This window comes from Streptomyces sp. NPDC051020 (genome assembly GCF_040683105.1).
Lineage (GTDB): Bacteria > Actinomycetota > Actinomycetes > Streptomycetales > Streptomycetaceae > Streptomyces.
Genome location: NZ_JBFBCG010000019.1, coordinates 40,625 through 66,179 on the forward strand (window position 1 = coordinate 40,625; position 25,555 = coordinate 66,179).

A 25,555-nucleotide genomic window follows, 5' to 3' on the forward strand; every position below is an offset into this window, starting at 1 on the left:
TCCGTCACGGACTCAGCGGGCGAGTCCCAGCGTGACACCCAGTCCGACGAGCACCGATCCGATGCCCCGGTTGAGGACCTTCTGCCACCGCAGCATCGCGGTGCGCAGGTGGGCGTGCGAGAAGAACAGCGCGACCAGTCCGAACCAGCCGAGATGGGCGAGGGACATGAAGAGCCCGTAGCCGGCCTGCCGCCACAGGCCGGTGTCGGGTCCGACGACCTGGGTGAACGTCGACACGACGAAGAGGGTGGTCTTGGGGTTCAGCGCATTGGTGAGGAAGCCGGTGCGCAGGGCCCCGAGACGGCTCAGTCCCGGCTTCGACTCCAGGTCGACGGCGAGGTCGTTGCGGGCGAAGAAGGTCCGTACCCCGATGTAGACGAGATACGCCGCACCCGCCAGCTTGATCGCGGTGAACAGGACGGTCGAGGACGCGATCAGCAGCCCGACGCCGAGCATGGTGTACGTGACATGGACCAGGACACCTGCGGCGACACCGGCGGCGGCGAGGAGCCCGGTCGTCCGGCCGTACAGATAGCTGTTGCGCACGACCATCGCGAAGTCGGCGCCCGGGCTGATGACGGCGAGGACGGTGATGACGGCGACGGCGATGATCTCGGTCATCGGCTCAGGTCTCCTCAGTCCGTGTTGAGGCTGTACGGAGAAGGGGACGCGCCCTCGTCCCCTTCCTCGTTGTCGGCGGGCGGCGCCACCAGGTGCCGGGCGAGCAAGGTGGCCCCGGCGACGGCGCCCGGCATCAGGAACACGGCGACGAACGGGACCAGGAAGGCGAGCCCCAGCGGTACGCCGAAGCCGAGGACCAGCATGCGGCGGCCGCGCAGCAGGACGAGCCGGTCGGCCAGGACCATGCCGCGGCGCTGGAGCGCGACGGCGGTGAGTTCCTCGGCAAGGAAGTAGCCAGTGACGCAGAAGCCGATGACGGGGACCACGGTCTGGCCGACGACCGGGACGAACCCGAGAGCGAAGAGCAGGACGGCGTAGAGCGTGGCGCGTACCAGGATGCGGATGCTGTCACGGGCGGAGATCCACAGCTCGCGCCAGAGCGGCAGCCCCGACTCGGGGACCTCGCCGCCCTCCGTGCGGTCGACCTCCTCGGAGAGCGACTCGTAGAACGGCTGGCCGACCAGCAGGGTCACGGCGGTAAAGGTGATCACGGCGAGGAAGAGGCCGAGAGCGAAGACCAGCACGGTGAGCGTAGTGCGGAGCAGACCGATCCAGGGGCTGGACCAGTCGTCGGCGAACGGAGTCGCCCAGACGACGAGGTCGTCGGCGCCGTAGCCGAGACCGATGAGCGCTCCCGCGTACACGACGAGTGTGATGAGCCCGGGGATCAGGCCGAAGCCGAACCATCGCCCGTGCCGGGCCACCCAGCTCTGCCCCTTGACCAAATAGCTGAAACCCGCCCCTAGATCACGCATGGCGTCAGCGTACTGGCGACGGCGGACACCGGTGACCGGGGAGTCGGGGCCAGGCCGCCGGACGCGTTGCGTCCGTAGCGCCAGTACTTCCCGGTCCGCCGGTTGATCCCGACGATCCGGCACGCTTCCGGGTTGGGGCAAAGGTTGCCGGGAGGGGCACTGGAAAACCGAGGGCCGCACCCTGGCGGGGATGCGGCCCTCGGTCACGTACGAGCCGTACGGGCGATCAGGCGACCGACAGCTCGACCTTGATGTTGCCGCGCGTGGCGTTCGAGTACGGGCACACCTGGTGGGCCTTCTCGATGAGCGACTGTGCGGTCGCGGTGTCGACGTTCGGGATGGTCGCGGAGATCGCGACCTCCAGGCCGAAGCCGCCCTCGGCGGTCTTGCCGATGGAGACGGCGGCGGTCACGGTGGAGCCGGAGATGTCGGCCTTCTCCTGACGGGCCACGACGCCGAGAGCACCCTGGAAGCAGGCGCTGTAGCCGGCCGCGAAGAGCTGCTCCGGGTTGGTGCCCGCGCCGCTGCCGCCCAGCTCCTTCGGCGGGTTGACGACGACGTCGAGCCGGCCGTCGTTGGAGGAGACGCGGCCGTCACGGCCGTTCTCCGCGGTGGCGACAGCGGTGTACGCGACGGTTATGTCCTGAATGGTCATGCTGAGGGTTCCTCTGCTGTAGCGCCGCGACTCGCGCCCACGATCGCGACGGCCTGTGATGAGACTAACGGGTGCCTGTGAGCGGCTGTCAGGCGAGGGAGACGATCATCTTTCCGGTGTTCTCGCCACGCATCAGACCGAGGAAGGCGTCGAAGCCATTCTCGATGCCCTCGACAAAAGTCTCGCTGTACTTCAGCTCGCCCGAGGCCAGCCAGCCGGCGACCTCCTGGACGAACTGCGGCTGGAGCGCGGCGTGATCGCTGACGAGCATGCCCTGCAGACGCAGCCGCTTGCCGATGACCAGGGCGAGATTGCGCGGGCCGGGGACCGGCTCGGTGTCGTTGTACTGGGCGATCATTCCGCAGATGGTGGCGCGGCCGTGCACCTTGAGCGAGGAGAGCGCCGCTTCGAGGTGCTCGCCGCCGACGTTGTCGAAGTAGACGTCGATGCCGTCGGGGGCGGCCTCGCGCAGCTGCTCGGCCACCGGGCCGTTCTTGTAGTTGAACGCCGCGTCGAAGCCGTACTCCTCGACGAGGAGCTTGACTTTCTCGTCGGATCCGGCCGAGCCGATGACCCGCGAGGCGCCCTTGAGCTTGGCCATCTGGCCGACCTGGCTGCCGACCGCACCGGCGGCGCCGGAGACGAAGACGGCGTCGCCCGCCTTGAAGGAGGCGACCTCGAAGAGGCCGGCGTAGGCGGTGAGGCCGGTCATGCCGAGCACGCCGAGGTAGGCGGAGAGCGGGGCCAGGTCCGGGTCGACCTTCACTGCGTGCTCGGCGGGGACGTCGGCGTACTCGCGCCAGCCCAGACCGTGCAGGACGTGGTCGCCGACCGCGATCCCCTCGGCGTTGGAGGCGATGACCTCGCCGACCGCGCCACCGTCCATGGGGTGGTCGAGCTTGAAGGGCGGGGTGTACGACTTCACATCGTTCATCCTTCCCCTCATGTACGGGTCGACCGAGAAGTACATATTGCGGACGAGGATGCGCCCCTCGCCGGGAGCGGTGACCGCGGCCTCACGCAGCGCGAAATCCTCGGCCTTCGGCCAGCCGTGGGGGCGGGCGACAAGGTGCCATTCACGGCTGGACGTGGGAAGTGCTGCAGACATGGGCTCAGGTTCTCCTCAATGCCTTACGGGTAGGGGAAGCGTTCCTGCAACGGAGGAAAGCTTCATGACGTGAAACAACCATGCTCCTAAATATTTCATGTTGTCAAGTAACCGGGTACCCTGAGCGTCATGGCCACCACGCGAACAGACCCTCTGACCCTCGAAGTCGTCGAGCTCATCGGCACTGTCGTGGCGCGCTACTACGAGGAGTACGACCAGGCAGCGGCCGCGCACTCGCTGACCGGCGCGCAGGCCAGGGTTCTCGGACTGCTCTCCCTGGAGCCGATGCCGATGCGCAGGATCGCTCAGAAGCTGAAGTGCGAGCCGTCGAACGTGACGGGGATCGTCGATCGGCTGGAGACCCGCGGCCTGGTCGAGCGCCGGCCCGACCCGGCCGACCGGCGGATAAAACTGGCCGCCCCGACGGAGAAGGGCATCGACACCGCGCGACAGCTGCGCGAGTCGCTCAGCTTCGCCCGGGAGCCCCTGGCGAAGCTGTCGGACACGGACCGCGCGGTGCTGCGGGATCTGCTGCGACGGATGCTGGGCGTGGACGCGGAGTCCTAGGAACAGAAGAACAGGAACCAGCACGTCTCCGTCCCGGTCGGGCTGGGCGCGGGCGCGGGTGCGGGCGGCGTCGGATTCCGGGGCGGTGACGTGCTGCCGGTGGGCTGCCCCGACTCCGCCGGGTCGCGGGGCGTCCCGGAGGGACTCGGTCCGGACGGCGGCTCCGTGGAGGGGCCGGCGCCGCCGGAGGGCGTGGTGGTGGCCGCGGGCGGGGCGGAGCCCTCACCCCCTGGGGCCCCGGTGTCGGTCGAGGCGGCCGGACGGCCGGTGCCGGAAGTGTGCCCATCGGGGGCCGGGGCCACGGGGGGACCGTCCACCGGTGCGGGGCTGTCGATGTCGTGGCTCGACGAGGGGTCCGGTGCCGGTTCGGTCGTGACGTCGGTGGCCTCACGTACGTAGTCGGAGGCGTGGTCGTCGCCGTTCGGGTCGATGGCCGAACGGGCGAGGCTCAGGGCGCCGGCGGCGAGCACGACTCCGAGGACGGCGAGCAGAGCCGTACGGCCGCGGCGGCGGTGCGACCGACGGCCACGGCCTTCCTTGACGCCTCGCCCTTCCCGGCCACGTCGCTTGCCCCGGCCACCCCGCTCTGGCCGGCCGCCCGGTCCGTCGCTGCCGCCGCTCTCCGCCCGGCCACCGCGCCGCGCAGGTTCGGCGGCGCCGCGGGAGCGGCGGCGTCCGGCCGGCATGGGCGGCGCGGTCTTCGCGCGCTCCGCGTCCGGTTCGTGGCCGGAGAGGGCGGGCATGGCGTAGTGGCTCAGCGCCTCGACGGGGGTACCGCACCCGGCACAGGCGAGGGCTCCGTTGAGATGCCGCTGACACGGGTGGCAGTAATCCATGGCGCCCGCAGATTAAGTGCCGACAGGACACCAGAGAAAGCCGCTCAGGTGAGGATCCTGTGTGGAAGCGTTGATTCCATGACCACCGCCCCCTTCGGTCCGCTCGAATTCCAGCTCGTCCTGCTCCGCCGGATGGCCGACCACCAGCCGGTCCTCGTCGAGGACGCCCGGCACGAACTGAACGCCTCGCTCTCCGAGATGCGGGAGGCGAACCGCCGCTGGCAGGCGATGGTGCGCGCGCCCCGCGGCCGCGGTTCGCTGCGCCGCTACCGATCGGTGCTGGGCGAACCCGAGTCCTCCGTACGCCGCCGGATCGGCGACCTGGAGTGCGATGCCCTGCGCTGGCCGGTGCCGCTCTGGCCGGATCTGCGGTTCGAGGTGATGGTCGCGCCCGGCGCGGCCGTATGGAACGAATGGCTGGTCAGAGCCCCAGGGGCGGCCGGCCCTGAACTGCGCACCGTCGAGGATCTGCGCCCCTGGTCGTGCACCGTCGACGAGGTGGCGCGTGCCTTCGCCCCGGCCCGCCCGATGGAGGGCAGCGCGCCGACCCGCTGGGCGCTCGCGATCACCGACCCCTTGACGGGTGCGCTGTACGTAGCCGAATTCACCTGGGGGCTGTTCCAGCGACTGCTGCCCGGCTGACTCCGGCGCGCCGCCCGCATCTGTCGACCCATCAGCTTCATACTCCCTCCGGCTCATCCCAACGCGCGCGATTCGTCCGGGCGGCGCACGATGCAGAGAGGGCCGGCTGCCGTCGGCACCCCCATCAGCGCTCTCGGGAGAACCTGCCGTGACCGTCAGTCTTGAGCAGTTGCGCCGTTGCCATGTCGCCGTCGACCTCGGGGCCGCCCGCACCCGCGTGTACGTCAAGGGGCTCGGGCTCGTCGTCGACGAGCCGAGCGTCGCCGCAGTGAACACCCGTACCGGCTCGCTCATCGCCGTCGGTGCGCTCGCCGAGCAGATGACGGGCCGCACCCCCGACTACATCCGGGTGGCGCGCCCGGTCTCCGGCGGAACCGTCATCGACATCGAGATGGCCCAGCGCATGCTCCGCTATCTGCTCGACGAGAAGCTCCGCCGCCAGCTGCGCCGCAAGCCGCGGCTGCGGGCGGCCGCCTGCACCCCGCACGACAGCGATCCGCTCGCCCAGCGGGCCGCCGTCGAAACCCTGGTCGGGCTCGGCGCCCGGCGGGTCGAGCTGGTCGACACGCTGATCGCGGCGGCCGTCGGCTGTGGGCTCCCGGTCGAGCAGCCGGTCGGAAGCATGATCATGGTGTGCGGGGCGGCGACCACGCAGATCGCGGTGCTCTCGCTCGGTTCGATCGTCACGGCCGCCCGGATCCCGATCGGCGGCGACGCCATCGACCACGCGGTGATCCAGCATCTGCGCCAGCACCACGAGTTGATGCTGCCGAGTCAGGCGGTACGCCCGTTGCAGCTGGCGCTCAGCAGCAACGGTCTGACCCCATACGGTCCCGCGACGACCGAGATCCACGGCCGTGACGTGGCGACCGGTCTGGCCCGCTCGGTGCACGTCGACACCGCCGCCGTGCGGCAGGCCATCGAGACCCCGCTGACCGCGGTCCACGACGGCGTCGGCAAGGTGCTGCGCGACTGCCCGCCCGATCTGGTGGCCGATCTCGCGGACCGAGGGATCATGATGGTCGGCGGCAGCGCGCTGCTGCCGGGTCTCGACCAGATGCTGCGTGATGCGACGGGCATGCCGGTACAGATCGCCGAGCGCCCCGACGTCTGCTCCGTCCTGGGGCTCGGCGCCATGCTGGACGGCAAGATCCAGCCGTTGGTCCTCAACCCGCTGGCCGCCTGACGACCGCGGGGGCGCCGCATGACGCACGAGGACCAGGGCGCGGCGGACGGACCGGCGGCGGACCGCTCCAGCGGCGAGCCTCCCGAGCTGCCGATGCTGCTGGAGGCGGTGCTCGGCGTCAGCACCGATCTCGAACTGCGGGCCACGCTCACCCAGATCGTGGACACCGCCACCGCGCTCACCGGGGCGCGGTACGGAGCGCTCGGCGTCCTCGATCCCGAGGCAGGCACCATCACCGAGCTGTTCACCTCGGGTCTGACCGACGCCGAGCGGGAGCGCATCGGCAGCTTCCCGGACGGGCACTCGGGGTTGCTCGGCGTGCTCATCGACCATCCGCAGCCGTTGCGCTGCGACGACCTGACCGCCGATGCGCGCTCCTGCGGTGTGCCGCCCGGCCATCCGCCTATGCGTTCCTTCCTCGGGGCTCCGATCCGGGTGCACCACGAGGTGTTCGGCAATCTCTACCTCACGGAGAAGATCACGGGGCATTTCACCGATACGGACATGGCACTGATCCAGGTTCTCGCCTCACAGGCCGGGATCGCGATCGGCAACGCCCGGCTGTACGAGACGGCCCGGCAGCGGGAGCGCTGGATCGAGGGAGCGGCAGCCGTCACCACGGCCCTGCTGAGCGGCACGAACGCGGCCGAGGCGCTCATGACCGTCGCCGAGCGGGCCAGGATCCTCGCCGACGCCTCGGCCGGGGTGATACTCCAGCCGACCGCGGACGGCGGCATGGAGATCGTCACCGCGTCCACGCTCGACGACCCGGCCGGCATTGTCGGCACCACCATCGAGCCCGGCTCTCCCGTACTGGTGCAGCTGCTGGGCGGGGAGCCGGTCTTCATCGACGACTCGGCGACCGATCCGCGGATGACGACGCATGTACGGACCCGGTTCGGTCCCAGCATGATGCTGCCGCTGCAGAGCGGCGGTCGGCTCATCGGCACCCTCGCTCTGCCCCGGCGGCGCGGCGGCGCGCCGTACACAGCGGTGGACCGGCTGCTGGCCTCCCAGTTCGCCTCGCAGGCGGCGCTCGCCCTGGTGCTGGCGGACGCCCAGCAGAACAGGGAACAGCTCGCGGTGTACGAGGACCGTGACCGGATCGCCCGCGATCTGCACGATCTCGTCGTCCAGCGGCTCTTCGCGACGGAAATGATGCTCGAATCAACCCGCCGCCGGGCCGTCGCGCCGGAGACGGACGAGCTGCTCAGCCGGGCCGTCGACGAGCTGGACTCCACCATTCAGGAAGTGCGGACCGCGATCTTCGCCCTCCAGCAGCCGCCCACCGAGGCGCCCTCCACGTTCCGCGGCCGGGTGCTGCGGGAGACCGGGGGCGCGGCCGCCGTCCTCGGATTCCAGCCGTCGGTGCAATTCTCCGGGGCGGTGGACGCCCTGGTGCGGCAGCCGGTGGACCAGCAGCTCCTCGCGGCGTTGCGGGGCGCCCTGGCGGCGGCGCACCGGCGGGCCGGGGTGTCGGCCATAGAGGTGGAGGTGGATGCGACGGCGCGGCTTCCGGACGGACGGTCCGCGGTCCGGCTGTTGGTTGCCGACGACGGGCGCACCGAGGACGGCTCGCGCTCGGCGACCGTCACCTGGCAGGCGCCGCTCTGAGCGCGACCCGGGTGCTGGAGTGGGCGACGCCCGCCTCACGCTTGAGCCTGCGCAGAAGTCCGTCCAGGGCGGCGGTATCGGCGACCGTGGCGCGTACGAGATAGTCGTGCCCGCCCGTCACATGCACCACTTCGGTGATGCCGGGCAGCGCGAGCACCGCGCGTTCGAACACCTCGTTGCTCGTGTCGATACGCAGCGTCACATCGATGAAGACCACCAGGCCCGTCCGGGTGTCGGCGGCTGGGTCGATGATCACGGTGAAGCCGCGGATGACGCCGTCCCGGCGCAGCCGGCGCACCCGGTCGGCCGCGGCGTTGGCGCTGAGGCCGACCCGGACCCCGAGATCGCGATACGAGATCCGCGCGTCCTCCTGGAGGACGCTGAGGATTTCCCTGTCCAGACGGTCCATACCGCGATTGTCGCAGCTTGTGCCGGATTGCGACTACGGAGACCTGAGGCCGGGTTCCCGTGCCCCACAAGGAGTACGTCCTCGGACGCCCTAAGGTCGCAAGGGTGACTCCTCTTCTGCCTGCGCTCCAAGACGGTTCCAGCCGGGCCGCCTCCCGGGAAGCCGTCCGGTTCGGCGGACGCACCCTGACGTACGCACAGTTGGCCGCGGCCTCGGACGCCCTCGCCTCGCGGCTCGCGGGCGCCGGGCGGGTCGCCGTCTGGGCCACACCGACCCCGGAGACCGTGGTCGCGGTGGTGGCGGCGCTGCGGGCCGGGGTGCCCGCCGTGCCCCTCAACCCGAGGACGGGCGAGCGGGAACTGGCCCACATCGTCGCCGACAGCGCCCCGTCGGCGGTGCTGGCCGGAGCGGGCGACGTGCTCCCGCCCGTGCTGGGCGCACTGGACCGTACGGATGTCGGCACGTCGGCAACGGTGGCGAGCGGCGCCGGCTTCCCCGAGCCCTCCCCCGAGTCCCCCGCCCTGATCGTCTACACCTCCGGCACCACGGGCCCGCCCAAGGGCGCGATCCTGCCGCGCCGGGCGATCGCCGCCTCCCTGGACGCGCTTGAGGACGCCTGGCAGTGGACCGGCGACGACGTCCTCGTCCACGCCCTGCCGCTGTTCCATGTGCACGGTCTGATCCTCGGCGTGCTGGGTCCGCTGCGCCGAGGCGGTTCGGTGCGTCATCTGGGGCGGTTCTCCGCCGAGGGTGTGGCCCGGGAGCTGGGGTCCGGTGGCACGATGCTGTTCGGCGTACCGACGATGTACCACCGGCTGGCCGAGACCCTCGGCGACAGTCCGGCGACGGACGCTGCCGGGCTGGCGAAGGCGCTGGCAGGAGCGAGGCTGCTGGTCTCGGGGTCGGCTGCGCTGCCCGTCCATGACCACGAGCGGATCGCGGCGGCGACCGGGCGTCACGTCGTCGAGCGGTACGGCATGACGGAGACCCTGATGAACACCGGTGTCCGCGCGGACGGCGAACCGCGGCCCGGGACGGTCGGCACACCCCTGCTCGGCGTCGAACTCCGGCTGGTCGAGGAGGACGGCATCCCGCTCGCCGACCCGACGGCCGAGGGCGCTGTGGGCGAGATCCAGGTACGCGGCCCGAACGTCTTCACCGGCTATCTGAACCGCCCGGACGCGACGGCGGCCGCGTTCACCGAGGACGGCTGGTTCCGTACGGGCGACATGGCGGCCCTCGACGCGGACGGCTGTGTACGGATCGTCGGCCGCAAGGCGACCGACCTGATCAAAAGCGGGGGCTACAAGATCGGCGCGGGCGAGATCGAGAACGCGCTGCTGGACCACCCGGGCGTCCGCGAGGCCGCCGTCACCGGGGAGCCGGACCCGGATCTGGGCGAGCGGATCGTCGCCTGGGTGGTGCCGTCCGATCCGGGCGCCCCGCCCACGGAGGCCGAGCTGGCGGACCACGTGGCGGCTCAGCTCGCCCCGCACAAGAGGCCGCGCACGGTCCGTTATCTGGAGGCGCTGCCCCGCAACGACATGGGCAAGATCATGAAGCGGTCCCTCGGTACGTAGGCGGCCGAGGGCGCGGCAGGCGATCGCGGCATCCGACGGCGAGTCCACCGCGCGGGGCGACGAATGGCTGGTTAGCGTGAAAAACCGGACCAATCATCGAGTCAGGAGCGCAGAGAGATGGCCGCACAACCTGAGGGCACGCCGTGCTGGGCGGACGCCATGTTCACCGACATCGAGGGGGCGAAGAGCTTCTACGGTGACGTGCTGGGCTGGACCTTCAGCGAGGCGTCGTCGGAGTTCGGCAACTACACGCAGGCGTACGCGAACGGCAAGGCGGTGGCCGCCGTCGTACCGCCCATGCCCGGCCAGGAGGGCCAGTCGGCATGGTGTCTGTACTTCGCGTCGCCCGACGCCGCCGCCACCGCCACGAAGATCCGGGACAACGGCGGCGAGGTGCTGATGGGCCCGATGCAGGTCGGCGACTTCGGCTCGATGCTGCTGGCCCGCGATCCGAGCGGTGTGACGTTCGGCGTGTGGCAGGCGGGGAAGCACGAGGGATTCGAGGCCAAGGGCACGCCCGGTGCGTACTGCTGGTCGGAGGTGTTCACCCGGGAGCCCGCGACGGCGGACTCCTTCTTCCCCGCTGTCTTCCCGTACAACGTGAAGCAGATGAAGGACGAGGCGATCGACTTCTCCATCTACGACCTGGGCGCCGACCCGATCATCGGGCGGATGAAGATGACGGACGACTTCCCGCCCGAGGTCCCGCCGTACATCAACGTGTACTTCACCGTCGAGGACTGCGACGCGGCGGTGGCGAAGGCGACGGAGCGCGGGGCGATCCTCCGATTCGGTCCGATGACCAGCCCCTTCGGCCGGTTCGCCGCGCTGAGCGACCCGCAGGGTGCGGCGTTCTCGGTGATTGACGTCAAGACGACCGGTGGCGACATGCCGGAGTTCTCCAACGCGACCACCTGAGCGGCGGCACAGTCCGGCCGTCCGGCCCACCGGCAGCCGGTCGCTGTCTGTCGGCGACCGGCTGCTGTCTTTGCCCCTCCCCTCGGCTCCGTACACAACTGCACAGAAGCGAGAGCGCTGCTCCGGACCGCGAGCTTCGCACTTGAAGAGCACGGCGTCCGACCGGTCACGGCTGCGGATCACGCGCGTCGTACCGGGTGAACCCACGCCACCTCAGCGCGAGCAGCGACACCGCGACCACGCATGCGATCCCGCCCCCGGTGACCGCCACCGCCGGGGACGTCAGGTCGGCGACCGAGCCCGCCAGAAAGTCGCCGAGCCGCGGCCCACCGGCCACCACCACGATGAACACGCCCTGCAACCGCCCCCGCATCTCGTCCGGCACCGCCGCCTGGAGCATGGTGTTGCGGAAGACCATCGAGATGGTGTCCGAGCACCCGGCGAGCGCCAGCAGGATCAGCCCGAGCCAGAGCTGACGGGTCAGCCCGAAAACGGCGATGGCGCTCCCCCAGCACATCACGGCGACGATCACCGCGAGCCCGTGCCGCCTGATCCGGCCCAGCCAGCCGGAGAACACCCCGCCCAGCAGCGCCCCCAGCGCCGGAGCAGCGACCAGCACCCCGGTGGTCTTCGCGTCACCGCCGAACCAGACCACGGCGACGACCGGGAAGAGGGCCCGCGGATGGGCGAGGACCATGGCGCACAGGTCGCTGAAGAAGGTCATCCGCAGATTGGGCCGCGCTCCCAGGAAACGCAGCCCGTCGGCGACGGACGCCCGCTTCTCCCCGCTGCCCTTCCCCGCACCGTCCCCCCGTTCGGGAAGCATCGGGGGCAGCCGCCACATCGCGTACAGCGAGGCGGTAAAGGTGACGGCGTCGACGCTGTACGCCGCCCGGTACCCCCACCAGCCGACGATGAGCCCGCCGAGCATCGGCCCGACCAGTGCACCGGTGGTGCTGGTCATGGAGTTGAGCGCATTGGCGGCGGGCAGCTGCTCGGCCGGCAGCAGCCGGGCGATCATCGAACTGCGGGCCGGTGAGTTGAGCGCGAAGCAGACCGCCTGAAGGGCGACGACGGCGTACAGCAGCCCCACCTGCTCCACCCCTGCGACGGTGGCGGCGACCAGGGCGACGGAGAGCACGAACGAACCGGACGAGCTGACCAGCCCCAGCTTGCGACGGTCGACGGTGTCCGCGACGGCACCGCCGTACAGACCGAAGACGACCAGCGGCAGGAACGAACAGATTCCGATCAGCCCGACCGAGAAGGCGGATCCGGTGATGTCGTACACCTGCAGGGACACGGCGAGCGCCGTCATCCCCTGCCCGATCCAGGAGACGGTGTTCCCGAACCAGAGCCTGCGGTAGTCGAGCGAGGTCCGCAGTGGGGTCAGGTCGGCGAGTATGCGGAGGCGCTGGGCGGGTTCTTCGCTCGTTTCGGTCACAGCGGATCGTAACGACCGGCCCCCGCCCGCCTTCGCCCGGAGCTGCCCTTGCCGCCGAAGCCGGGGCCTGCCGTCCGGCGCGGACCGGCACGCCGGGGCTCACCCGCTCACTGCCAGGGGACTTCTGACGGGCCGGCAGGAGGGCGGGCGACGCCGTTCCGCGGCGGGGACCGGTCGGAGAACAGCGTGGCGTACAGACCACTCCGACCGAGGAGTTGCGCATGCGTGCCCGACTCCACCAGCCGGCCCTCGTCCAGCACCAGAATGCGGTCGGCGTCCGAGGCCAGGGCAAGATCGTGGGTGATCACGATGGTGGTGCGCCCTTCGGCGAGGCGCCGCAGCGGTCCGAGGATGCGCTGAGCGGCCACGGTGTCCAGCCCCGTGGTGGGCTCGTCGAGTAGCAGAACGGGCGCGTCACGCAACATGGCGCGGGCAATGGCGACGCGCTGCAACTGGCCTCCCGAGAGCCGGGCGGTTCCGGGGGAAATAACGGTGCCGTAGCCGTCCGGAAGGGCCCGGATGAAGCCGTCGGCGTCGGCTGCCCGCGCGGCATCCACGACATCACTGTGGGTGGTGCCGGGACGTCCGCAGCCGATGTTCTCCTCGATGGTGTCGTGCAGGACGAGCGTGTCCTGGGGAAGGAGCGTGATGTTGCGGCGGAGGTGGGTGAGCGGCATCCGGTCCAGGGACACGCCGTCCAGTCGGATGCTGCCGGAGTCGGGATCGTAGAACCTCAGCAGCAGGGCCGCCAGGGTCGACTTGCCCGCGCCGCTGGGGCCGGTGATGACCAGCAGCTCCCCAGGGCCCGCGGTGAAGGAGACGTCGCGGAGAACCGGCTCGCTGTTGCCGGGGTAGCAGAAGGAGACCTGGCGTGCTTCCACCGTGCCGAATGCCCGGCTGCGGACGGGCCCGGGCACCGAATCGGCCGGGTCGGTGACGGCGGGCCGGGCGTCGAGGATCTCCAGCAGCCGCTCGGCAGCGGCAGTCGCAGCGGTGGCCGTCAGGCCGAGCTGGCCCAGCGAGCGCACCGGCGGGTAGAGGTAGCCGATGAAGGCGGCGAAGGCCAGGAGCTGTCCCAGGGTCATCCGTCCTGCGGCGATCTCCCATGCCCCCAGACCGATGATCGTCAGGACGCAGAGCGTTTCGAGGATCTCCACGGCCTCGGTGTAGAGCGCGTTGAGGCGGACGCCGGACACCGCCGCCTTCAGCCGCTTGCGCGCCTTGTCCTGGAGCCTTTCCTCCTCCTCCCGCTGCCTGTTGTACGCCTGGGTCAGAACGACGTTGACCAGCGTCTCCTCGACCACTGCGGTGATGGCACCGTCCGCCGCACGTCCGCGACGCGACACGTCACGCAGACGCCGCGTGAACATGCGGGTCACGGCGAAGAAGAGCGGGACCAGCACAAAGGTGGCGAGGGCCAGATCCCACCGCAGCCACAAGGCAGCGGCGGAGAAGACGACGGTGCTGAAGACGGCCGAGGCCACCCCGACGATGCCGGAGACCACGAGCTGCTCGATGGCTTCCACGTCGCCGGTCAGTCGCTCCACCAGATCACCGCGGCGGTTGCGTTGGAAGAAGTGCGGCGGCAGCGTCTGAAGATGCGAGAAGACCTGGGCCCGTAGCCGCAGCACAAAGCGTTCAGCGGTCCAGGCCGCGAGCGAACTGCCCAGATACCCCACCACCGCACCGACGGCGGCCACGGCGAACCATTGACCGGCAGGCCTCCAGAAGGCGCTGACGGAGCCTGCCTGCAGGGCCTTGTCGGTGAGTTCGGCAAAGAGCAGGATCGTCACGGTCTCGGCGATCGCGGCCATGACGGCGAACAGACAGATCAGGGCGATCCAGCGTCGATCGCCTCGCGTCAGTGGCCAGAAGCGCCGGAACGAGACGGCGATACTGATGGGGTCGGTGCGGATCGGCACATCCGTCGCCGAGTCCTGGGTCGGCCCGTCGGGGCGGGCCGCATGCCGGGGTGAGCTGCGAAGGCTCATGGGCGTCACGTCACAGGGGTGCTCGGGCTATGGGTCCGTCGCCATAGACGCAGGCCCCAACACTTCGAGGCGGACCCGCGCGGGAGCGCGAGCCAGCCTCGAAGCAGTTGGGATGGGGATGTACGGTCAGTATCCGCCGCGCCCGAATCCGCCACGGCCGAATCCGCCGCGCCCGAATCCGCCACGGCCGAATCCGCCACGGCCGTATCCGCCACGGCCGAATCCGCCACGGCCGAATCCGCCACGGCCGTATCCTCCACGGCCGTACCCCCAGCCACCGCCTCCGCCGTGGCGGAAGATGCTACGTGCGTTCATCTCCAGCTCCTTACGAGGTTGATGTGCCGCCCCTTGCTCCAACTGCGGCACTTCCGACATTACGACCACCCCCAACTCGCAACAAGTCGGGCAAGAGCTGATTCGGGCGAAACTTAGGAAATGCCCCGAATTCTCGGGCTTCGCCACACGTGACTCTCCGGCACACCCCTCCCGTACCGCCCGCCGGCGGGCGGTACGGGGCCCTCGCTCAATCGACCTGACGGTGCCTCGCCGCGGCAAGGCGCACCCGACCGAGCATCCGCACACCCGACGTGAAGCGCGCATATGCCAATTGCATATGCACCTGGCATATGCACGATGAGCCACACCGTGTCCCACACCAACCAGGCCCGTGCACGGGATTTCTGATGACTCAGAACTCATGGGGATCCGACTGCATCCCGTCCGGCGCACGCCCTGGACTCCCGGACCGTATCGCCGCATCGACATCACCGATCCGGTTCGGGCGGGCAACACGTCACCGCACGACCGGACTTCACCGCAGCACACCTGCATCGGGGCGCGCCGGGCGCCGGAAACCCGTATCGAGGAATCGGCATGAATACGGGACCGGGCGGGCGGCCCGCACGGCCACCTCGGCGCCGGCTCCGGCTGGGTCGCGACCCGCCGGACCGACGCAGAACCACTTGATCCCGGTCCGGCGCCAAGGCGATGCCCCCGCGCCCGAGGGAGAAGCACGGCCGCCTTCTCCACGTTCCCTAGGTGTACTGACCCGTGAGGTTGGGGACGCGGCTGGCGGGTGGTTGGCCCTTGAGCGCGGTGTGTCCGCGGTGGTGATGGGCGGCGCCTCGCGGCGTTGTCGTCGGTCGACGACTCCCCCATAGCCCGAAAGGCATGGGAGGAGCCCCCTCCGCGTCGTTTCCCTCCTCCGCCTTGCCAGACTTGCCCCTCGCCCCGCTCCTTCCCCCACCCCACCTATGTGCGCGGCCTCTCAGCCCGGTTACGGCTTCGGCATCCCCGGCGGCAAGACCGTGGGGCCCCGGAACCTCGCCGTACCGGAAACTCCGCACCCTCTGCCTCACCTTCGGGCCGGGCAGGGGGTGCGACCACGGCCCTGGAGCCGAAATGCCCAGTGTCGGCCCCGGCGGAGCCGGGCTGCGGCAAGGGTGGCAACCTCGCCCCCCACCGGCTGACCATCGATCGAAGGTCACCCGACAGGTCTCAGGGGGCGTCGCGCAGGCCACCCGCCGATTGGCCGGAGGTGCCGGACTCCTGGTGGGCTCGGCGCCGACGCAGATGCCAGGCCGCCAGGACGGCGATCACGACGGCGGCCAGCACGAGTGCGAGGGCCCGGCCGACGGTGTGCTCGACCTGGGTATAGGCGGAGCCGGCGAAGTAGCCGAGCAGGGTGAAGCCGACGCCCCAGACGAGGCCGCCCAGGGCGTTGAAGAGCAGGAATGTGCGGTAGCGCATGTGCGAGCCGCCGGCCAGGGCGGGCATCATCGCACGGAAGAAGGCGATGAAGCGGCCGAGGAAGACCGCGGCGGGCCCTCGGCGGCGGATCAGTTCCTGGGCGTCGGCGATCCGGCCCTGGTGTCGGCGCAGCGGGCGGGTGGTCAGGATTCGAGGCCCGAAATGGTGGCCAACCTCGTAACCCACCGAGTCTCCGGCGATCGCCGCGAGCACCACGGCCAGGGCGAGCCAATACACGGAGACGTGGTGCTGACTGGCCAGGACCCCGCCCAGCACCACGGCGGTTTCCCCGGGAAGGACAAAGCCGAAGAAGAGGGCGTCCTCACAGAAGACCAGGGCTGCGACGACGGCATAGATCACCGGGCCGGACAGCCCGGCCAACCAATCGGTGATCATGTGCATGCCTTCGCTCTCCTTCGCGGAACGTGAGGGGCGCACCCCGGCGGCCACTCTACAACATGTAGTAGTTCGGCCGGGTGGGCGCTATGGGTTCACCCGCATGTTGCGACTCGACCGCGCTGGTGTGCATGGCGTTCTCGAAGAGCTGCTCGGTGTCGTGGGCGGCCTCGGCCAGGCCCGCGCAGCAGACCAGCGTCAACGCGGCACAGACCAACACCGGCCCCCGCCGGAAGGGCGTGGGCGGGGTCAGCAGGGCTTGCACGCGCCGCGGAACCGGGCCGCCGGTAGCCGGGAGGGCGCGCCGCGGTGCCCTTTTCGCGGCCAGTGCCGCGCGGGCGACGGCATGGGCCACCAGAGTGCGGTCCGCGACCTCGGCGGCTGCCTCCTCGTCCGCCCACCGTTCCACCGTGAAGGCCCCCTCCCTGGCCAACGGACGCAACAAAGGATGCACGGCCGCCGCCAATTGGAGCACGAGCAGGAACAGGTGGTGGCGATGGCGCAGATGCGCTCGTTCGTGCGCGAGCAGGGCGCGTCGTTCATCGGCGGACAGCGCCCGAAGCATGCCGGAGGAGACCACGACCCTGCCCGGCATCCCCGGCAGGGCGAACGCCGTCGGCACCGGGTCGTCGATGACGGCCAGATCCCCCGCCGCCGGAAGCTCCCGGCATTCCCGCCATCCGTCGACAAGCACGCGCACCCGCCGCCAGGACGCCACCGCCAGCCCCGCCACGGACGCCAGCAGCACCAGCCCGCAGACCAGCGCCACCGAGCGGTGCACCGGATCGTTCGCCGCCAGCACCCCAGCAGACCACGGACCTTCGGAGGCCACCAGCGGGATCTGGCCCACGAGGGTGAGGGCCAGCAGTGCCAGCGCCGTTGCCCAGGTGGCCGCCGCCACCGCCGCGGTACAGGTCAGTAGCCACGTGGCGGCGCGGGGAGGCAGCCTCCGGACGGCCCACGGCGCCGCCACGCCGAACAGCATGCTCAGCAGCAGCGGCACGTACACGTCGATCCGCAACCGTCAATCCTCCTGGTGTCCGTGCAGGAGCTGCTCCAGCACCTGCTCGTCCTCCGCCTCCAGCTCGGAGACGAACCGGGCAAGCACCGCGGCCCGGTCACTGCCCTTTTCCAGCAGCGCCCGCATCCCGGCCGCGGTGTGCGCCGCCTCGTCGCGCACCGCCGCATAGAGATAGGCGCGCCCCGCTCGCTCGCGGGTCACCTGACCCTTGTCGTGCAGGCGGGTGAGGATCGTCAGCACCGTGGTGTAGGCAGGATCGCCGTGCAGCTGCTCACGTACCGTGCCTGCCGCCACCGGCTCGCCAACCGCCCACAGGGCCGCCAGCACCTCGCTCTCCAACGCTCCGCGCGCCCGCCGGCCTGCCGCCCGCTGATCGCTCACCCTTATTACTCCTTCCGCACACGGATTGAACTGAACACCCAAACTACTACGAGACGTAGGAGATGCCGGCGCCAAGGCAAGTATGAGGTCGAGCCGGTGCCTGCTGGGCGGTGCGCGCGGTTCAGCCGCGGGCGGGCAGTTCGTCGTCCCGCGGTGCGGTAGCGGTGGGGCGCGCGGACAGGTCCTACGCGCTGAGCACGTTCGTGGCCAGCAGGCCGAAGAGAAGGAAGAAGCTGATCAGCAGCCCGGTTTCGGTGAAGAGCACCGCGAAGACGCCGAGCGCGCCGAGGCCGGTGAGCAGGGACGTGGTGTCGAGCGGATTCAGGTCCGGCGCCGCGGTATGCGGTGCGGCGGCCCACGGGCGGGAGGGCATGGGGTCCCTGTGTGCCGAAGCGGCCGGTCCCGGCGCCACGATGCGTGCGGCCGGAGAGGGACGCGCTTGGCCTCCAGCCGGAGCGAGGTCCCGCAAGGCCGTGATCAAGCGCAACCACTTCCACGGCTAGGGCGTGCCGCTGCCCTGTCGATTACGCCCCGTGCGCCTTTGGCTCACTCCCATCAGGATGAGGCCGGTCAGCAGAAGCGCGCTGCCGAACAGGGTTCCCCACTGCCTGATTTCGATGTCGCTGATCACCCAGAAGGAGACCTGTTGCCAGCACAGGGCGACGGCAGCCACCAACTGGCCCCAGCCGTTGAGGCGAGGGCGGTGGACCGCCCGCCGGTTCGTGGGGAGCACCCAGCCACGTGTAATCCCCGCTATGCCGGAGGCGGCGAAGAGCAACGCCAGCAGAACGGCAGGTATGGCGATGTAGAGCTTCATGATCCCTCCCTGCGCGCCGGCCCCGCGCCGTACGCTCGCTTGATCATGGCAGAGGGAGCAGTGCGACGCGCTGTTCGAGGGAAGCCACCGGCGCGCCTCACTGACTCCGTCGACATTTCGGCCGAGCATGGGGCGAGCGAGCGATCACGAGGGACACGCAGAGGCCCCCGCGGACGCGGGGGCCTCTGCGTTGTTCCAGGTCAAACGTTTCCGCCAGGAACAGTGAACGTGGGGCGGGTGGGACTCGAACCCACGGCCGACGGATTATGAGTCCGCTGCTCTAACCGGCTGAGCTACCGCCCCTTTTCGGCGTGGCGCGTACAAGTGTGCGCGCCGTCTGCCGCAGCATAGCCGGTCATACGATCTCTCGCTCCGGATGGTCGGCTTCGCATGACCATGAAGACAGAGTCGGCCGCAGCCCGGTGCCGAACGGCGGAAATCAGACGCGAAAGAGTCCGGGCCGGAGTCGGCTCCGGCTCCGGCCCGGCACGCGAAAGAGGACCCCGAAGGGTCCTCTTCCGTTTCGCTCCCCCGACTGGACTCGAACCAGTAACCCTCCGGTTAACAGCCGAATGCTCTGCCAATTGAGCTACAGGGGATCGCGCTCCCCCGACTGGACTCGAACCAGTAACCTGCCGGTTAACAGCCGGCTGCTCTGCCAATTGAGCTACAGGGGATTGCTGCGTTTGCACCGAACCTTACCTGCCTGGCTACTGCCGGGCGGCGCGCGCTCGCTGCGACACATACATTAGCGCAAGCAGGGGGGTGCTTTGCCAATCGGTATCGCCCGGGGTGATCTCGGGCGCCGACGGGTAGGCGGGCAGCACACGTCGCACGGAGCAGGAGAAGGGTGGCAGCCATGCGGTACCGGCTCACGTTCATCGCCGGACTGGCCCTCGGATACGTACTCGGCACACGGGCCGGACGCGAGCGCTACGAGCAGATGAAGAAGTCCGCACGCCAGTTCGCCCAGAATCCGGCCGTGCGCAACAGCGCCGAGTCCGCGGCGCAGACCGGCCGCGAGTTCGCCGGCAAGGCGTACCACGCAGTGAGCGACAAAGTAGGGGAAAAAATGCCCGCCTCGGTGGTCGAGCGGATGCGGTCGCTGCGGGAGCGGGGCCAGGGGCAGGGCATCGAGGACGACTGGGGCACCAGCAACACGTAACCGGGCCGGCCGGCCCTCCTCCCGTACGGGAATGGTCCGGCGGTGCGGCAGAATCTCCCCATGGGCATAGTCGCCGGCTTGGACAGTTCTTCGGCCTTCACGCACATCGTCGTCTGCGATGCGGACACAGGTGCCGTACTCCGGCAGGGATACGCCGCACATCCCGTCGAGGCGAAGGCCACCGAGGTGGACCCGCAGGCGTGGCTGCTCTCACTCGGTGAGGCAGCCACTGGCGGGCTGCTCGAAGGCGTGCAGGCCATCGGGGTCTCCGCGCAGCAGCACGGTCTGGTGCCGCTGGACCAGCAGGGCAATCTCGTCCGTCCGGCGCTGCTCGGCAACGACAAGCGGGCGCAGGTCGCCGCGGCCGATCTGATCGACGGGCTCGGCGGGCGACAGGCCTGGGCCGAGGCGGTCGGGGCTGTCCCGCAGGCCGCGCAGCCGGTGTCGAAGCTGCGGTGGCTGGCGCGGAGCGAGCCGGATTCGGCGCGGCGGGTCGCCGCGGTGCTGCAGCCGCACGACTGGCTGGTGTGGCAGCTGCTGGGCCGGCCGAGCCGGCGGACCACCGACCGCGGTGCCGCGTCCGGGACGGGGTACTGGTCGGCCGGGACCGGTGCGTACCGGCCCGATCTGGTGGAGCTCGCGCTCGGACAGCAGGCCGCGCTGCCGGAGGTGCTCGGTCCCTCCGATGTGGCCGGGACGACGCCCGAGGGGCTGCTGATCTCGGCCGGGACCGGCGAGACGATGGCGGCGGCGTTCGGGCTCGGGGTCGGGGTCGGCGATGCGGTCGTGTCGCTCGGAGCCTCCGGCTCGGTCATGGCGGTGCACCACGAGGCGCTGTCCGATCCGACCGGGATCATCACGTCGTTCGCGGATGCCACCGGGATGCATCTGCCGGTCGTGCACACACTCAATGCGGTGCGTGCGCTGCGGGGCTCCGCCGAGATGCTGGGGCTGGAGAGTCTGGAGGAGCTGTCCGCGCTGGCGCTGAAGTCGACGCCGGGCGCCTCCGGACTCGTCCTCCTGCCCTATCTGGAGGGCGAGCGCACGCCGTATCTGCCGCACACAGCGGGCACGCTGAGCGGGCTGCGGCGCGAGTCGATGAAGCCGGAGCATCTGGCGCGGGCGGCGTTCGAAGGGATGCTGTGCTCGCTGGCCGACGCGCTCGATGTGCTGCGCGGCCGTGGGGTCGAGGTCCGTCGGGTGTTCCTGCTGGGGGCGGCGGCCGAACTGCCGGCCGTGCAGGGTCTTGCCCCCGCGCTGTTCGGTACACAGGTCGTCGTGCCGCAGCCGGCCGAGTACGCGGCCCTGGGCGCCGCCCGGCAGGCGGCCTGGGCGCTCGGGGTCTCTCAGGGGACGCTCGATCCGCAGACTCCCCCGGCCTGGCAGGGTGCGGCGGCCCAGGTGCTGGAGCCGGGCGAGGAACTGCCGGTCGGCCAGGCGGTGCGGCAGCAGTACACGGCCACGCGGGACCAGTTCTACCCCGGGGCGTTCGACTCCGCGCTCTGAGCCGGGCGCTCTCGGTGACGTAGGCCGGTCCCCGGTCGGAGGCTCGGTCTCCGGCGGGTGGACCGGGTCCCGTTTTGACCTGGCCTTGAGGAAAAACGTTCGCGGTCACGCCGGGCCTTGCCGGAAAATGAGTCGACTCCCGCCCTCATGCCGACTCCGAGAGACACGCGTGCTCATAAAACTCCTGCGGGGCTACCTCGGCCCGTACAAAAAACCGATCGGGCTGCTGGTGGCGCTCCAGCTGCTGCAGACCTGCGCCACCCTCTATCTCCCGTCCCTCAACGCCGACATCATCGACAACGGTGTCGTCGAGGGGGACACGGGCTACATCCTGGAGTACGGCGGCATCATGCTCGGCGTCTCCATCGCCCAGGTCGTCTGCAACATGGGGGCGGTCTTCTACGGTGCGCGCACCGCGGCCGCGCTCGGCCGGGATGTCCGGGCGTCGGTCTTCGACCGGGTTCAGTCGTTCTCGGCACGTGAGGTCGGGCGCTTCGGCGCGCCCTCGCTGATCACCCGTACGACCAATGACGTCCAGCAGGTCCAGATGCTGGTCCTGATGACGTTCACCATGATGGTCTCGGCGCCGATCATGTGTGTAGGCGGCATCATCCTGGCGCTCGGCCAGGACGTTCCGCTGTCGGCGGTACTGCTCGCGGTGGTGCCGGTACTCGGCATCGCGGTGGGTCTCATCGTGCGGCGGATGCGGCCGCTGTTCCGCACGATGCAGGAGCGGCTCGACACCGTGAACCGGGTGCTGCGCGAGCAGATCACCGGCAACCGGGTCATCCGCGCCTTCGTGCGGGACCCGTACGAGGAGAAGCGGTTCCGCGGCGCCAACACCGAGCTGACCGATGTGGCGCTCTCCACCGGGCGTCTGATGGCGCTGATGTTCCCGACCGTGATGACGGTCGTGAACGTGTCGTCGATCGCCGTGGTCTGGTTCGGTGCGCACCGGATCGACAGCGGCGGGATGCAGATCGGCGCGCTGACCGCGTTCCTCGCCTACCTGATGCAGATCGTCATGTCGGTGATGATGGCCACCTTCATGTTCATGATGGTGCCGCGCGCCGAGGTGTGTGCCGAGCGCATCCAGGAGGTCCTGGAGACCGATTCGAGTGTCGTGCCGCCGGTCAAGCCGGTGCGGGAGCTGCGCGCCCACGGTCATCTGGAGGTGCGGGGTGTGGACTTCCGCTACCCGGGCGCCGAGGAGCCGGTGCTGCGGTCGGTGGATCTGGTGGCACGGCCCGGCGAGACGACCGCGATCATCGGGTCGACGGGCAGCGGGAAGTCGACGCTGCTCGGTCTCGTACCGCGGCTGCTCGATGTGACGGACGGCCAGGTGCTGGTCGACGGCACGGACGTACGGACGCTGGAGCCGACGCTGCTGGCGAAGACGGTGAGTCTGGTTCCGCAGAAGCCGTATCTGTTCTCCGGGACAGTCGCGACGAATCTGCGGTACGGAAACCCGGACGCGACCGACGAGGAGCTGTGGCACGCGCTGGAGGTCGCGCAGGCCAAGGAGTTCGTCGAGGAGCTGGAGCATGGGCTGCACGCGCCGATCGCGCAGGGCGGCACCAATGTCTCCGGCGGGCAGCGGCAGCGACTCGCGATCGCGAGAACGCTGGTGCAGCGGCCGGAGATCTATCTCTTCGACGACTCGTTCTCCGCGCTCGACTACGCGACGGATGCCGCGCTGCGCGAAGCGCTGTCCCGGGAGACGGCCGAGGCGACCGTGGTGATAGTGGCGCAGCGGGTGTCCACCATCCGTGACGCGGACCGGATCCTTGTGCTCGACGAGGGCCGGGTCGTCGGGTCCGGCACCCATTACGAGCTGATGGACGGCAATGAGACCTACCGGGAGATCGTGCTCTCCCAGCTGACGGAAGCGGAGGCCGCGTAATGGCCGGTCCTGGCGGACGCATGATGGCGGGCGGGGCGCCGACCGACCGGTCCATGGACTTCAAGGGGTCCTCGAAGCGGTTGCTGAAGCGCTTCGCGACGGAGAAGGCCACGCTGTACGTGATGCTGGCGGCCGGTGTGCTGAGCGTCGGGCTCTCGGTTGTCGGGCCGAAGATCCTCGGCAAGGCGACCGACCTGGTGTTCGCCGGCGTCATCGGCCGGCAGATGCCCGAGGGAGCGACCAAGGAGCAGGCCATCGAGGGCCTGCGCAAGAGCAACAGCGGCCTCGCCGACATGCTCTCCGGGGTCGACTTCACCCCCGGGCAGGGCATCGACTTCGATGCGGTGGGGAACGTACTGCTGGCGGCGCTGGCGATCTACGTCGGTGCCGGTCTGCTGATGCTGGTGTCGACGCGCCTGTCGATCCGGGTGATCAACCGGGTTGTGTTCCAGATCCGCGAGGACATCCAGACGAAGCTGTCCCGGCTGCCGCTGTCCTACTTCGACCGGGCCAAGCGCGGCGAGGTGCTCAGCCGGGCGACCAACGACATCGACAACATCTCGCAGACGTTGCAGCAGACGATGGGCCAGCTCATCAACTCCCTGCTGACCATCATCGGCGTGCTGGTCGTGATGTTCTGGATCTCGCCGCTGCTGGCGCTGGTCGCGCTGGTGACGGTCCCACTGTCGGTGGTCGTGGCGACGAGGGTCGGCAAGCGGTCGCAGCCGCAGTTCGTGCAGCAGTGGAAGGTGACGGGCAAGCTCAACGCCCATATCGAGGAGATGTACACCGGGCACACCCTGGTGAAGGTCTTCGGACGGCAGGAGGAGTCTGCGAGGGACTTCGCCGAGCAGAACGACGCGCTGTACGAGGCGAGCTTCAAAGCGCAGTTCAACAGCGGGATCATGCAGCCGCTGATGATGTTCGTGTCGAACCTGAACTATGTGCTGATCGCCGTCGTCGGTGGTCTGCGGGTGGCGTCGGGTTCGCTGTCGATCGGTGACGTCCAGGCGTTCATCCAGTACTCGCGGCAGTTCTCGATGCCGCTGACGCAGGTCGCGTCGATGGCGAACCTGGTTCAGTCGGGCGTCGCGTCCGCCGAGCGGATCTTCGAGCTGCTGGATGCCGAGGAGCAGGACGCCGACCCCAGCACGGGTGAGCGTCCGGCGGAACTGCTCGGCAGCGTCTCGCTGGAGAAGGTGTCGTTCCGCTACGACCCCGACAAGCCGCTCATCGAGGACCTGTCGCTGAATGTCGAGCCGGGCCACACGGTCGCGATCGTCGGCCCGACCGGCGCCGGCAAGACGACGCTGGTCAACTTGCTCATGCGCTTCTACGAGGTGACGGGCGGGCGGATCGCTCTCGACGGGGTCGACGTGTCGAAGATGTCGCGCGACGAGCTGCGGTCGGGAATCGGCATGGTCCTGCAGGACACCTGGCTGTTCGGCGGTTCGATCGCGGACAACATCGCGTACGGCGCTTCGCGCGAGGTCACCCGGGAGGAAATCGAGGAAGCGGCGAGGGCGGCCCACGCCGACCGCTTCATCCGTACCCTGCCGGACGGTTACGACACGGTGATCGACGACGAGGGCTCCGGGGTCAGCGCGGGTGAGAAGCAACTGATCACCATCGCACGGGCGTTCCTGTCCGACCCGGTGATCCTGGTGCTCGACGAGGCGACGAGCTCCGTCGACACGCGAACCGAGGTGCTGATCCAGAAGGCGATGGCCCGGCTGGCGCACGGCCGTACGAGCTTTGTGATCGCGCACCGGCTCTCCACCATCCGGGACGCGGACGTCATCCTGGTGATGGAGAACGGGTCGATCGTCGAACAGGGCACGCACGAGGAGCTGTTGGAGGCGCAGGGGGCCTACGCCCGGCTGTACGCGGCGCAGTTCGCGCAGGCGGTCGCCGAGGTCGACTGATCCCTCGCGGACGTCCTGTGGTCACACTGCCGTCGTCGCCCGAAGGGCGGCCGCCCGGCGCCCGGTGCGTGCGTGCCGTGCGGCGTCCGGCAGTGTGACCACAGAACCTGGGGTCTTCCGTGTGGATCAGGCCGGCGCGACGGGGCAAAGCCTGCCGGGAGGGGCACCAGGGCGTGTTTCGAAAGTCCCGCCTGCCAGGCGGCGTACGGGCGGACGACGCCACTTTCGAAACACGCCCTAGGTCCTGTCCGGTCGATCTTCGTGGATCAGCCTGCGGCGTCCGGTGCGGTGCATCGCAAGGCGAAG

General features: G+C 69.9%; 24 protein-coding genes and 3 tRNA genes. 10 read left to right on the forward strand and 17 right to left on the reverse strand.

Translation table 11 applies throughout. The features are described from left to right. Nucleotides 1-12: 12 nt before the first annotated feature. From AB0N06_RS13030 to AB0N06_RS13045, 4 genes are all read right to left on the reverse strand, one after another. On the reverse strand, nucleotides 13-621 hold the full coding sequence (locus AB0N06_RS13030; RefSeq protein ID WP_266985987.1) for a LysE family transporter: 609 nt from the start codon (nucleotides 619-621) through the stop codon (nucleotides 13-15). A gap of 14 nt (nucleotides 622-635) precedes the next feature. Continuing rightward, nucleotides 636-1,436 (reverse strand): EI24 domain-containing protein, encoded by an 801-nt coding sequence (locus AB0N06_RS13035; protein WP_366134741.1) that lies wholly within the window; start codon nucleotides 1,434-1,436, stop codon nucleotides 636-638. Nucleotides 1,437-1,662: 226 nt separating this feature from the next. Beyond that, on the reverse strand, nucleotides 1,663-2,091 hold the full coding sequence (locus tag AB0N06_RS13040; RefSeq protein WP_366134742.1) for an organic hydroperoxide resistance protein: 429 nt from the start codon (nucleotides 2,089-2,091) through the stop codon (nucleotides 1,663-1,665). Between the two features lie 88 nt (nucleotides 2,092-2,179). Continuing rightward, entirely contained in the window at nucleotides 2,180-3,199 is a 1,020-nt protein-coding gene (locus AB0N06_RS13045; protein ID WP_366134743.1) for an NADP-dependent oxidoreductase, read from the reverse strand. A gap of 129 nt (nucleotides 3,200-3,328) precedes the next feature. Between AB0N06_RS13045 and AB0N06_RS13050 the strand changes: the two genes are divergently transcribed. Then, nucleotides 3,329-3,766: a MarR family transcriptional regulator gene (locus AB0N06_RS13050; RefSeq protein ID WP_366134744.1), complete on the forward strand. Its 438-nt coding sequence runs from the start codon at nucleotides 3,329-3,331 to the stop codon at nucleotides 3,764-3,766. Here AB0N06_RS13050 and AB0N06_RS13055 read toward each other — a convergent pair. After that, the gene (locus AB0N06_RS13055; RefSeq protein WP_366134745.1) at nucleotides 3,763-4,602 is read right to left on the reverse strand and encodes a hypothetical protein; all 840 of its coding nucleotides are present in this window, start codon (nucleotides 4,600-4,602) and stop codon (nucleotides 3,763-3,765) included. The genes AB0N06_RS13050 and AB0N06_RS13055 overlap by 4 nt on opposite strands. Nucleotides 4,603-4,680: 78 nt before the next feature. On the opposite strand from AB0N06_RS13055, the gene AB0N06_RS13060 reads away from it, so the two are divergent. The 3 genes from AB0N06_RS13060 to AB0N06_RS13070 all read left to right on the forward strand — a co-directional run bounded on the left by AB0N06_RS13060 (nucleotide 4,681) and on the right by AB0N06_RS13070 (nucleotide 8,044). After that, nucleotides 4,681-5,244 (forward strand): hypothetical protein, encoded by a 564-nt coding sequence (locus tag AB0N06_RS13060; RefSeq protein ID WP_366134746.1) that lies wholly within the window; start codon nucleotides 4,681-4,683, stop codon nucleotides 5,242-5,244. 148 nt (nucleotides 5,245-5,392) lie between these two features. After that, nucleotides 5,393-6,430, forward strand: coding sequence for a rod shape-determining protein (locus AB0N06_RS13065; RefSeq protein ID WP_366134747.1), 1,038 nt, complete (start codon nucleotides 5,393-5,395; stop codon nucleotides 6,428-6,430). A gap of 93 nt (nucleotides 6,431-6,523) precedes the next feature. Further along, nucleotides 6,524-8,044 (forward strand): GAF domain-containing protein, encoded by a 1,521-nt coding sequence (locus AB0N06_RS13070; RefSeq protein WP_366134793.1) that lies wholly within the window; start codon nucleotides 6,524-6,526, stop codon nucleotides 8,042-8,044. Here the strand turns inward: AB0N06_RS13070 and AB0N06_RS13075 are convergent. Next, nucleotides 8,022-8,453, reverse strand: coding sequence for an Lrp/AsnC family transcriptional regulator (locus AB0N06_RS13075; protein WP_366134748.1), 432 nt, complete (start codon nucleotides 8,451-8,453; stop codon nucleotides 8,022-8,024). The two genes, AB0N06_RS13070 and AB0N06_RS13075, sit on opposite strands and share 23 nt — an antisense overlap. A gap of 104 nt (nucleotides 8,454-8,557) precedes the next feature. Here AB0N06_RS13075 and AB0N06_RS13080 point away from each other — a divergent pair, with 104 nt between their 5' ends. Beyond that, the gene (locus tag AB0N06_RS13080) at nucleotides 8,558-10,033 is read left to right on the forward strand and encodes an acyl-CoA synthetase (RefSeq protein ID WP_366134749.1); all 1,476 of its coding nucleotides are present in this window, start codon (nucleotides 8,558-8,560) and stop codon (nucleotides 10,031-10,033) included. Between the two features lie 117 nt (nucleotides 10,034-10,150). After that, on the forward strand, nucleotides 10,151-10,951 hold the full coding sequence (locus tag AB0N06_RS13085; RefSeq protein WP_366134750.1) for a VOC family protein: 801 nt from the start codon (nucleotides 10,151-10,153) through the stop codon (nucleotides 10,949-10,951). 166 nt (nucleotides 10,952-11,117) lie between these two features. Here the strand turns inward: AB0N06_RS13085 and AB0N06_RS13090 are convergent, their stop codons facing one another. The 11 genes from AB0N06_RS13090 to AB0N06_RS13140 all read right to left on the reverse strand — a co-directional run bounded on the left by AB0N06_RS13090 (nucleotide 11,118) and on the right by AB0N06_RS13140 (nucleotide 19,427). Beyond that, nucleotides 11,118-12,395: an MFS transporter gene (locus AB0N06_RS13090; RefSeq protein WP_366134751.1), complete on the reverse strand. Its 1,278-nt coding sequence runs from the start codon at nucleotides 12,393-12,395 to the stop codon at nucleotides 11,118-11,120. A gap of 107 nt (nucleotides 12,396-12,502) precedes the next feature. Further along, complete coding sequence (locus tag AB0N06_RS13095) at nucleotides 12,503-14,386, reverse strand: ABC transporter ATP-binding protein (RefSeq protein WP_366134753.1); 1,884 nt, start codon at nucleotides 14,384-14,386, stop codon at nucleotides 12,503-12,505. A 126-nt stretch (nucleotides 14,387-14,512) separates the two neighbouring features. Beyond that, nucleotides 14,513-14,701 (reverse strand): hypothetical protein, encoded by a 189-nt coding sequence (locus AB0N06_RS13100; protein WP_366134754.1) that lies wholly within the window; start codon nucleotides 14,699-14,701, stop codon nucleotides 14,513-14,515. Nucleotides 14,702-15,883: 1,182 nt separating this feature from the next. Continuing rightward, nucleotides 15,884-16,537 (reverse strand): DedA family protein, encoded by a 654-nt coding sequence (locus AB0N06_RS13105; RefSeq protein WP_366134756.1) that lies wholly within the window; start codon nucleotides 16,535-16,537, stop codon nucleotides 15,884-15,886. A 49-nt stretch (nucleotides 16,538-16,586) separates the two neighbouring features. Beyond that, the gene (locus tag AB0N06_RS13110; RefSeq protein WP_366134757.1) at nucleotides 16,587-17,552 is read right to left on the reverse strand and encodes a M56 family metallopeptidase; all 966 of its coding nucleotides are present in this window, start codon (nucleotides 17,550-17,552) and stop codon (nucleotides 16,587-16,589) included. 3 nt (nucleotides 17,553-17,555) lie between these two features. Further along, nucleotides 17,556-17,933 (reverse strand): BlaI/MecI/CopY family transcriptional regulator, encoded by a 378-nt coding sequence (locus tag AB0N06_RS13115; protein WP_366134758.1) that lies wholly within the window; start codon nucleotides 17,931-17,933, stop codon nucleotides 17,556-17,558. 184 nt (nucleotides 17,934-18,117) lie between these two features. After that, complete coding sequence (locus AB0N06_RS13120) at nucleotides 18,118-18,306, reverse strand: hypothetical protein (protein WP_366134759.1); 189 nt, start codon at nucleotides 18,304-18,306, stop codon at nucleotides 18,118-18,120. 126 nt (nucleotides 18,307-18,432) lie between these two features. Further along, nucleotides 18,433-18,750, reverse strand: coding sequence for a hypothetical protein (locus AB0N06_RS13125; protein ID WP_366134760.1), 318 nt, complete (start codon nucleotides 18,748-18,750; stop codon nucleotides 18,433-18,435). A 229-nt stretch (nucleotides 18,751-18,979) separates the two neighbouring features. Continuing rightward, nucleotides 18,980-19,053: transfer RNA gene (locus tag AB0N06_RS13130), tRNA-Ile, on the reverse strand. A 223-nt stretch (nucleotides 19,054-19,276) separates the two neighbouring features. After that, nucleotides 19,277-19,349, reverse strand: a tRNA-Asn gene (locus AB0N06_RS13135). Between the two features lie 5 nt (nucleotides 19,350-19,354). Then, nucleotides 19,355-19,427 (reverse strand) — tRNA-Asn (locus AB0N06_RS13140). 182 nt (nucleotides 19,428-19,609) lie between these two features. On the opposite strand from AB0N06_RS13140, the gene AB0N06_RS13145 reads away from it, so the two are divergent. The 4 genes from AB0N06_RS13145 to AB0N06_RS13160 all read left to right on the forward strand — a co-directional run bounded on the left by AB0N06_RS13145 (nucleotide 19,610) and on the right by AB0N06_RS13160 (nucleotide 25,249). After that, nucleotides 19,610-19,915 carry a YtxH domain-containing protein gene (locus AB0N06_RS13145; RefSeq protein ID WP_366134794.1) on the forward strand — a complete coding sequence of 102 codons (306 nt, stop codon included), beginning with the start codon at nucleotides 19,610-19,612 and terminating at the stop codon, nucleotides 19,913-19,915. A gap of 60 nt (nucleotides 19,916-19,975) precedes the next feature. Next, entirely contained in the window at nucleotides 19,976-21,421 is a 1,446-nt protein-coding gene (locus AB0N06_RS13150; RefSeq protein WP_366134761.1) for an FGGY family carbohydrate kinase, read from the forward strand. 169 nt (nucleotides 21,422-21,590) lie between these two features. Then, nucleotides 21,591-23,324 (forward strand): ABC transporter ATP-binding protein, encoded by a 1,734-nt coding sequence (locus AB0N06_RS13155; protein ID WP_366134762.1) that lies wholly within the window; start codon nucleotides 21,591-21,593, stop codon nucleotides 23,322-23,324. After that, the gene (locus AB0N06_RS13160; protein ID WP_366134763.1) at nucleotides 23,324-25,249 is read left to right on the forward strand and encodes an ABC transporter ATP-binding protein; all 1,926 of its coding nucleotides are present in this window, start codon (nucleotides 23,324-23,326) and stop codon (nucleotides 25,247-25,249) included. The genes AB0N06_RS13155 and AB0N06_RS13160 overlap by 1 nt, the downstream gene beginning before the upstream one ends. The last annotated feature ends 306 nt before the right edge of the window (nucleotides 25,250-25,555 follow it).

Bases quoted from the DNA above. Each gene is read 5' to 3' on its own strand.
- AB0N06_RS13030 (WP_266985987.1), bottom strand. From the start codon at position 621: ATGACCGAGATCATCGCCGTCGCCGTCATCACCGTCCTCGCCGTCATC.
- AB0N06_RS13160 (WP_366134763.1), top strand. From the start codon at position 23,324: ATGGCCGGTCCTGGCGGACGCATGATGGCGGGCGGGGCGCCGACCGAC.
- AB0N06_RS13060 (WP_366134746.1), top strand. From the start codon at position 4,681: ATGACCACCGCCCCCTTCGGTCCGCTCGAATTCCAGCTCGTCCTGCTC.
- AB0N06_RS13125 (WP_366134760.1), bottom strand. From the start codon at position 18,750: ATGAAGCTCTACATCGCCATACCTGCCGTTCTGCTGGCGTTGCTCTTC.
- AB0N06_RS13050 (WP_366134744.1), top strand. From the start codon at position 3,329: ATGGCCACCACGCGAACAGACCCTCTGACCCTCGAAGTCGTCGAGCTC.
- AB0N06_RS13040 (WP_366134742.1), bottom strand. From the start codon at position 2,091: ATGACCATTCAGGACATAACCGTCGCGTACACCGCTGTCGCCACCGCG.
- AB0N06_RS13045 (WP_366134743.1), bottom strand. From the start codon at position 3,199: ATGTCTGCAGCACTTCCCACGTCCAGCCGTGAATGGCACCTTGTCGCC.
- AB0N06_RS13120 (WP_366134759.1), bottom strand. From the start codon at position 18,306: ATGCCCTCCCGCCCGTGGGCCGCCGCACCGCATACCGCGGCGCCGGAC.
- AB0N06_RS13075 (WP_366134748.1), bottom strand. From the start codon at position 8,453: ATGGACCGTCTGGACAGGGAAATCCTCAGCGTCCTCCAGGAGGACGCG.
- AB0N06_RS13105 (WP_366134756.1), bottom strand. From the start codon at position 16,537: ATGCACATGATCACCGATTGGTTGGCCGGGCTGTCCGGCCCGGTGATC.
- AB0N06_RS13150 (WP_366134761.1), top strand. From the start codon at position 19,976: ATGGGCATAGTCGCCGGCTTGGACAGTTCTTCGGCCTTCACGCACATC.
- AB0N06_RS13095 (WP_366134753.1), bottom strand. From the start codon at position 14,386: ATGAGCCTTCGCAGCTCACCCCGGCATGCGGCCCGCCCCGACGGGCCG.
- AB0N06_RS13085 (WP_366134750.1), top strand. From the start codon at position 10,151: ATGGCCGCACAACCTGAGGGCACGCCGTGCTGGGCGGACGCCATGTTC.
- AB0N06_RS13100 (WP_366134754.1), bottom strand. From the start codon at position 14,701: ATGAACGCACGTAGCATCTTCCGCCACGGCGGAGGCGGTGGCTGGGGG.
- AB0N06_RS13055 (WP_366134745.1), bottom strand. From the start codon at position 4,602: ATGGATTACTGCCACCCGTGTCAGCGGCATCTCAACGGAGCCCTCGCC.
- AB0N06_RS13035 (WP_366134741.1), bottom strand. From the start codon at position 1,436: ATGCGTGATCTAGGGGCGGGTTTCAGCTATTTGGTCAAGGGGCAGAGC.
- AB0N06_RS13070 (WP_366134793.1), top strand. From the start codon at position 6,524: ATGCTGCTGGAGGCGGTGCTCGGCGTCAGCACCGATCTCGAACTGCGG.
- AB0N06_RS13145 (WP_366134794.1), top strand. From the start codon at position 19,610: ATGCGGTACCGGCTCACGTTCATCGCCGGACTGGCCCTCGGATACGTA.